Here is a 6,000-nt window from a genome sequence, read left to right on the forward strand (position 1 = left end):
GGCTTGCCTTGAAGAGCTGCGCCAGAAAATATCCCATGAAACCACCTATCATGCCCGCCGACGCGAGCCCGGCCGCCGCTCCTGAAACAAGTACGACGGCGGATGCGCCGATGACCGGGCCGCTGGCGCCGCTTTCCGCTACCGGTTCCACCAATGTACGTAACCTGTGCCTGAGGGTACTTACCGTCCTGGCGCTGGTGTTTGCGCTGCAATGGGCGCAGAGTTTCCTGATCCCGCTGGTATTCGGCATTTTCATCGCCTACACCCTGAATCCGCTGGTGGCGTCGCTGGAACGCATCCGCATCCCGCGCCTGGTCGGCACCTGCATCGTGATGGCGGCCTTGCTGCTTGGCCTGGCGCAGGTTGCCTACTCTTTGCGCGGCGAGTTCCAGTCGATCGTCGAGCGCTTGCCGACCGCCGCCCATCAGCTGGCGCGCTCCATGGCCAGCATCCAGGCCAGGACGCAAGGCCAGGCCAGCACCATCCAGAAAATGCAGGCGGCGGCAAACGAAATCCAGACCGCCGCCGGCCAGGCTGCCGGCGTAAAACCGGATCCCAAACGGCAAGCCAGTCCCGCACCACCATCGTTTCAGCTGGGCGAATGGCTATGGACCAGTTCGATGGGCGCCATGCTGTTCCTGGGCCAGGTGGTGATGGTGATCTTCCTGGTGTTTTTTCTCCTGTTGTCGGGCGATACCTTCAAGCGCAAGCTGGTGAAGCTGACCGGGCCGTCGCTTTCCAACAAGAAGATCGCCGTCAACATCCTGTTCGACATCAATACGTCGATCCAGAGTTACATGTTCATGCTGCTGGTGACGAATGGCTTGCTGGCGGTCTTGATGTGGATCGCGTTTCGCCTGATTGGACTTGAAAACGCCGGCGCCTGGGCTGTTGCGGGCGGTTTCCTGCATGTCATCCCGTACTTCGGTCCGCTCCTGATCGCTGTCGCTACCGGCCTGACCGCATTCATGCAGTTCGAATCGTTCTCGATGCTGCTGCTGGTGTCAGCCACGACACTGGCCATTGCGACCCTGATCGGCACGTTCGTGACGACCTGGATGATCGGCCGCATCGCCAAGATGAATGCGGCGGCGGTGTTCATCGGGCTGCTGTTCTGGGGCTGGCTGTGGGGTGTATGGGGAATGCTGCTGGGCATTCCGATCATCGTCATCGTCAAGGTCATCGCCAAGCATGTCGACCGCATGCATCCGGTCGCCGAACTGCTGGGCGATTAGCCGATCCGGTACGGACGCAGTGAAGGGATAAAAAAACGGCATCCGAAGATGCCGTATCAAACCAGGTTAGAGGCGGGAATTAAAGCGAGATCTTGGCGATCTTGGCGCCTTGCAGCGAGACGCCCGCGATCAGGCCGCCGTTGGTAGTCACGAAGCCGATGATCGGCTGTTGCGCGGTATTGGTGTCGATGCTGCCGTTGGCGCCGATGTTAGCCAGCGCGACGGTAGCATCGGCGCCGACGGTCCAGCCGTTGCTGTTGCGGAATTTATCGAGCGCGTCCTGCGTCATGAACAGCAGCACGATGGCTTTCGATTGCGCCCCGGCCTGGAAGCCGATGGAACCGGCTGTGGTGCTGTAATAACCATCAGTGCGGCCGCCTACGCGCAATGCGCCCTTGCCGTATTCGCCGCCGATCACGAAGCTGGCTTGCAGCACCGCAGGGAACACCAGCACGCCCTTGGCGCGCGCTACCAGGTCACGCGAAGCAGGCGCGGTCTGATACAGTTTGGATAAAGTGGCGTCCACTCCGGCATTGACGTCGTTGCGGCTGGTTTGCGAACTGGCGTCCTTGCCCGGCATGGTAGTGGTGCAGCCGGCGAATGTCAGGCTGGCCATTGCGACGGCAACGGCTGCCAAGCCCTTTGAAGGGAATGAGGATTTTTTTTGCATTTTTTTCTCCATCAAAAATAATAATTGGACAACGTTATGAATTGTATATTGCGTTGCAAGACATCTGCATGAACCGCATTTTTGACTGAGCTTCCATGACCTCCCAGCTCCTGACGGTATCCCTGGTTGAATCGGCCGCAACGAAGGCGACGCCGCGGCATCCAAGCTGCGGCGCATCATTATCCGCAATCATGGTGTCACTCTAGGCGGGATGTAAGATTGCATCTGTACGGTAGCACACATTCAAACAACAATTACTTGCCTGCCTCCGACGCTTGAGGACGGCAAGCCTTGATCACAGCAAGAGGAATCCGCAATGAACGAATACAACGCCAATCCGCAGCCCAGGCTCTACCTGGACGACCTGAAAGCCGGCGACCGCTTCAGCAGCGCCGAGCATGCGCTGGATGAACAGCAGATCCTGGCGTTCGCCCGCCAGTTCGACCCCCAGCCTTTCCACCTGAGCGACGCCGCCGCCAAGAACACGCTGTTCGGCGGCCTGGCAGCCAGCGGCTGGCATACCGCCGCCATCACCATGCGCCTGCTGGTCACCAGCGGCATGCCGCTGCAGGATGGCATCATCGGCGCCGGCGGCGAAATCAGCTGGCCGCAGCCGACCCGCGCCGGCGATATCCTGCGCGTGGAAAGTGAAATCATGGAAATCACGCCGTCACGCTCACGCCCGGACCGCGGCATGGTCAAGCTGCGCAGCGAAACCCGCAACCAGCGCGGCGAGGTGCTGCAGCTGTTCGTGTCGAAGCTGGTGGTGTTCCGCAAACCGGCAGCTGCGTGAAATCGCCCACAGATCTACAATAAAGCTTTTTGAGCGAGCGCCAAGATGATACGCATCCGTGAAATCGACCACCTCGTATTGCGCGTGGCCGACCTCGACCAGATGCTGCGCTTTTACTGCGATGCGCTCGGCTGCACCGTTGACCGCCGCCTGGACGGCATCGGCCTGGTCCAGCTGCGCGCCGGCAGCTCCATGCTCGACCTGATTCCGGTCGACGGCAAACTCGGCAGCGCGGGCGGCGCGGCGCCAGGCAAGGAAGGGCGCAACCTCGACCATTTCTGTTTTCGTGTGGAACCCTTCGATGAAGCGGCGATTCGCGCTCATCTTGCCGCCCATGGCGTGGCGGCTGGCGAGCTTGCGTCAAGAAACGGAGCGGAAGGGGAAGGGCCGTCGATTTATGTCACGGATCCGGAGGGGAATGTCGTTGAGCTCAAGGGGCCGCCGTATGAATGATAGTAGACCGCACACCTGGCGACACTACTCACTGGCATATAAAATGAATTGCTGAATCTATGGATATTCCTATACCCATAGATTCAGCAAGTAATCATATTTTATTCATCTGGATTGCGATACTCGGTATCAATCTTGTACCCCAAGGCATGGAGCTTTTCTTCTGACTTAACGCGTTCCTCTGCTTGTTTTTTCCTGGCGGCCGGATACAGTTCTTTCCATTTCGGCCGGTCTTCATAGGTTTGCTCGCTGCGTTCAAAACTATCTTTGCTCTCGAGTCCGAGGGTAAGAAAATAAGCGCCCGGCAGGTTAGGATCCAACCTTTTTTTATCCCGCATGAGCTGCACATTCATGTACACCCCGTTCAGATAAAATTGCCACCCCGTCATATCCTTGATCTTCATCCAGATATCCAATGAAGGCACGTAACTCGGATCCAATGACATCAAGCCGGCTCCGTTTTCGATCTCGCTCATCTGATAGCGTAGCGCATCCGCACCGTTTAGACGCGGCATGCCAGGGTCTATCCACCGCTTCCAGCCGGCTTCCTGAATGTGCTGAAGCAGGGAGTAGAATTTGAGACGTGCGTCGTCATGCGGCACGTTATTCCGCGGCGGTAGTGCCATGCTGATGGAATAACTCGAGATCCCCTCTGCAGGATAGGTATCATCGGAATCGCCCATTGCGGACAGAACCGAATCAATAACAAGGCTGCTGGAGCCATTTTTTACGGTAACTGTGCCTAGTGTGCCGTCGGACCAATTGACTCTATAAAAATGAGATCCGGGATTACGGTCATTGACGTCGACCATTCCTTGATATTTCTGTGCAAAACTCTTGCCAGACTCGCCGATCTCAACCATGACGTTACTGTACATGATGGGTTTTTTCTCCAATAAATTAAACACACCGGCTTTGATGTCGCTGCCAAACATAAACCACAACGCAATGACGATTGGCACAATGATCCATGCCGCCAATGCACCAGGCACCCAATTTTTAGGGAGTAATTTTTTTAACTTCATTGAGGCGGACGCTCATCAGGATAGATGACGCCATCGTGGGTGCCCACCCATCCTGCCATGGTGGCTAGTTCGCCCTCCATCTGCGCCTTGAATTTAATCATTCGGCTGTGAAACTGATCTGCTACCGACTTAATCCACAACATGCGGCTGTCGTATTCTTCCAATTTTGTTTCTTTGGGAGCGGTGTTCTTCAATTCGGGAACGCCCGTGTCACATTCACTCGTAAATGCAATCTCCAATCCAGGACTGAATATGCTGGCAGCGAAGGCAAATGCTCTAGTGGCATAACCGGATGTTTGCCGCAACTCTTTGTCGTCGGCTCTTTGAATTTTTATCCACCATGCAAAATCCGGTTCATCGTAGATCAGTTTCTGCAGAATGTTCCCCTGCTCGTGATTAGCCATCGCCATTAAATGTTGCAGCTGCAATTTTTGTTTCTTGCTGCTGTCCGGCATGGCCTCTATTTGCTTCACCAAAGCAAAACCTTCCAAGACTTCCGGTTTGATCTTTAAATGATCAATCTTCGGCAGTGACTTTGCTTCCCATGGCATTTTTTTGACCTGGTCTTTGACTTTTTGGACATACGTATCGGTGTCGCGTTCACCCGCGCATTGATCAAACGATGTCGGGCTGACGCTATAGAACCAGTGCCATGCTGCGATATCCATAAACAACCAGAAATTGCCCTGGCCCAGCCCTTCTCGAACGGTACTGCCCATGACCATGCGAGTGTATGAAAGCTGTACAGTTTCCAATGTGCAGCCCACGGTTTTACTGGCAAAAGCGCCTAACGCCATCCAATAGTAGCGTCCCTTTTTTTCGGGGGCGCCATGTTCTTCAGTTTCCAGATACATCCGAGCATAGGTTGCGGCGATACGTCGCGACCTGGCTGGATAAAGATTGATGAGCCGATAAGCGCCATTATTTTTCTTGTTGGAGAGGCGTGTATAGCAAAACTGTTGCGCCATCGACCACAGGGCCGGACAGTCGCAATGGACATCGACGCAACTATCCGGTTTGTCATTCGTCATCGCCTCGATCGTTGTGCCATCAGCCATTTTTGTCCTTCGGTGTATTGTTGGATGCGCCTTGATTCGCCTCTTCAGTGGTCGAGATTTCGGCCCAATGCAATGAAAACTTCAGTTTCTCCGGCGCGTCAGTATGAACCCTGGGCGTACCGCCCTTGAGTGTAGTAGCAGCTTCATGGCCGGCATCGTCAGCGCCGGTAACGCTATATTTGATGTTGCTCATCGGCTTGCCGCTCGGATCGAGCAGGTTGAAGGTTTCGTTGTACGCTTTGACGGCAGGAAAACCGCGCGTATCGACTCCCATGGACTGTGGCCCCGGCAAGCTGTGCGAGGCGGCGTGAGCAACATAATTGCCGTTGGTGCCTTTTTCAATTCCGCCAGCGTTGAATTTGACGTAACTGCCGCCGCCATTGATCACCAGCTCTTCTTTAGCTGAAATCGTGATGCGGTTGGCCGTCTGCGTAATATTGAGTTTGGCCAGCAGGTTGATACTGTCCGAAAGCGTCTGCACATCGATATCGCCAGCCGCGGCAACCATCTTCATTCCCGTCTTCTGCACAAACAGCCGGAAGGTGTTTTTGATGCTGGCAAACAGACTGTCTCCGCTGGCAATGGACAGGCTCTTGCCGGTGGTGATGGCCGTATGCTCATCGCTGGCAATGTGCGTCGATTGCGCGGTGGTGGTTTCAATCCCCGCAGGGCTGGCCAGCACCAGATGCGGTTGGGCCAGTTCCGGGAAACTGCCTTCCTGCGCAGCACCGCCCTTGATCGCCTCGTTCTGCGCCTTGAGGATCTG

General features: G+C 55.8%; 7 protein-coding genes. 3 read left to right on the plus strand and 4 right to left on the minus strand.

Features of this window, described 5'->3' with window-relative positions:
• Positions 1 to 35: 35 nt before the first annotated feature.
• Positions 36 to 1,235 (plus strand): AI-2E family transporter, encoded by a 1,200-nt coding sequence (locus tag V8G57_RS24745; protein ID WP_342831624.1) that lies wholly within the window; start codon positions 36 to 38, stop codon positions 1,233 to 1,235.
• Positions 1,236 to 1,314: 79 nt separating this feature from the next.
• Here V8G57_RS24745 and V8G57_RS24750 read toward each other — a convergent pair whose 3' ends face one another.
• Positions 1,315 to 1,905 carry a BPSL1445 family SYLF domain-containing lipoprotein gene (locus V8G57_RS24750; protein ID WP_342831626.1) on the minus strand — a complete coding sequence of 197 codons (591 nt, stop codon included), beginning with the start codon at positions 1,903 to 1,905 and terminating at the stop codon, positions 1,315 to 1,317.
• Positions 1,906 to 2,221: 316 nt separating this feature from the next.
• Between V8G57_RS24750 and V8G57_RS24755 the strand changes: the two genes are divergently transcribed.
• Positions 2,222 to 2,698: a MaoC family dehydratase gene (locus V8G57_RS24755; protein ID WP_092400561.1), complete on the plus strand. Its 477-nt coding sequence runs from the start codon at positions 2,222 to 2,224 to the stop codon at positions 2,696 to 2,698.
• Between the two features lie 45 nt (positions 2,699 to 2,743).
• On the plus strand, positions 2,744 to 3,151 hold the full coding sequence (locus V8G57_RS24760; protein ID WP_342831628.1) for a VOC family protein: 408 nt from the start codon (positions 2,744 to 2,746) through the stop codon (positions 3,149 to 3,151).
• Between the two features lie 101 nt (positions 3,152 to 3,252).
• Here V8G57_RS24760 and V8G57_RS24765 read toward each other — a convergent pair whose 3' ends face one another.
• From V8G57_RS24765 to V8G57_RS24775, 3 genes are all read right to left on the minus strand, one after another.
• Complete coding sequence (locus V8G57_RS24765) at positions 3,253 to 4,176, minus strand: hypothetical protein (RefSeq protein WP_342831629.1); 924 nt, start codon at positions 4,174 to 4,176, stop codon at positions 3,253 to 3,255.
• A complete protein-coding gene (locus V8G57_RS24770; protein ID WP_342831630.1) occupies positions 4,173 to 5,234 on the minus strand; it encodes a DUF2515 family protein in 1,062 nt (353 codons plus the stop codon). Before V8G57_RS24770 ends, V8G57_RS24765 begins: the two co-directional genes overlap by 4 nt.
• Positions 5,227 to 6,000: DUF2345 domain-containing protein (locus V8G57_RS24775; protein ID WP_342831632.1), on the minus strand; the 774-nt coding region annotated here is incomplete at its 5' end. The genes V8G57_RS24775 and V8G57_RS24770, both read right to left, overlap by 8 nt.

The organism is Collimonas rhizosphaerae, from assembly GCF_038896935.1.
In the GTDB taxonomy this organism is placed as follows: domain Bacteria; phylum Pseudomonadota; class Gammaproteobacteria; order Burkholderiales; family Burkholderiaceae_D; genus Collimonas; species Collimonas rhizosphaerae.

Bases quoted from the DNA above. Each gene is read 5' to 3' on its own strand.
- V8G57_RS24745 (WP_342831624.1), top strand. From the start codon at position 36: ATGAAACCACCTATCATGCCCGCCGACGCGAGCCCGGCCGCCGCTCCT.
- V8G57_RS24770 (WP_342831630.1), bottom strand. From the start codon at position 5,234: ATGGCTGATGGCACAACGATCGAGGCGATGACGAATGACAAACCGGAT.
- V8G57_RS24765 (WP_342831629.1), bottom strand. From the start codon at position 4,176: ATGAAGTTAAAAAAATTACTCCCTAAAAATTGGGTGCCTGGTGCATTG.
- V8G57_RS24760 (WP_342831628.1), top strand. From the start codon at position 2,744: ATGATACGCATCCGTGAAATCGACCACCTCGTATTGCGCGTGGCCGAC.
- V8G57_RS24750 (WP_342831626.1), bottom strand. From the start codon at position 1,905: ATGCAAAAAAAATCCTCATTCCCTTCAAAGGGCTTGGCAGCCGTTGCC.
- V8G57_RS24755 (WP_092400561.1), top strand. From the start codon at position 2,222: ATGAACGAATACAACGCCAATCCGCAGCCCAGGCTCTACCTGGACGAC.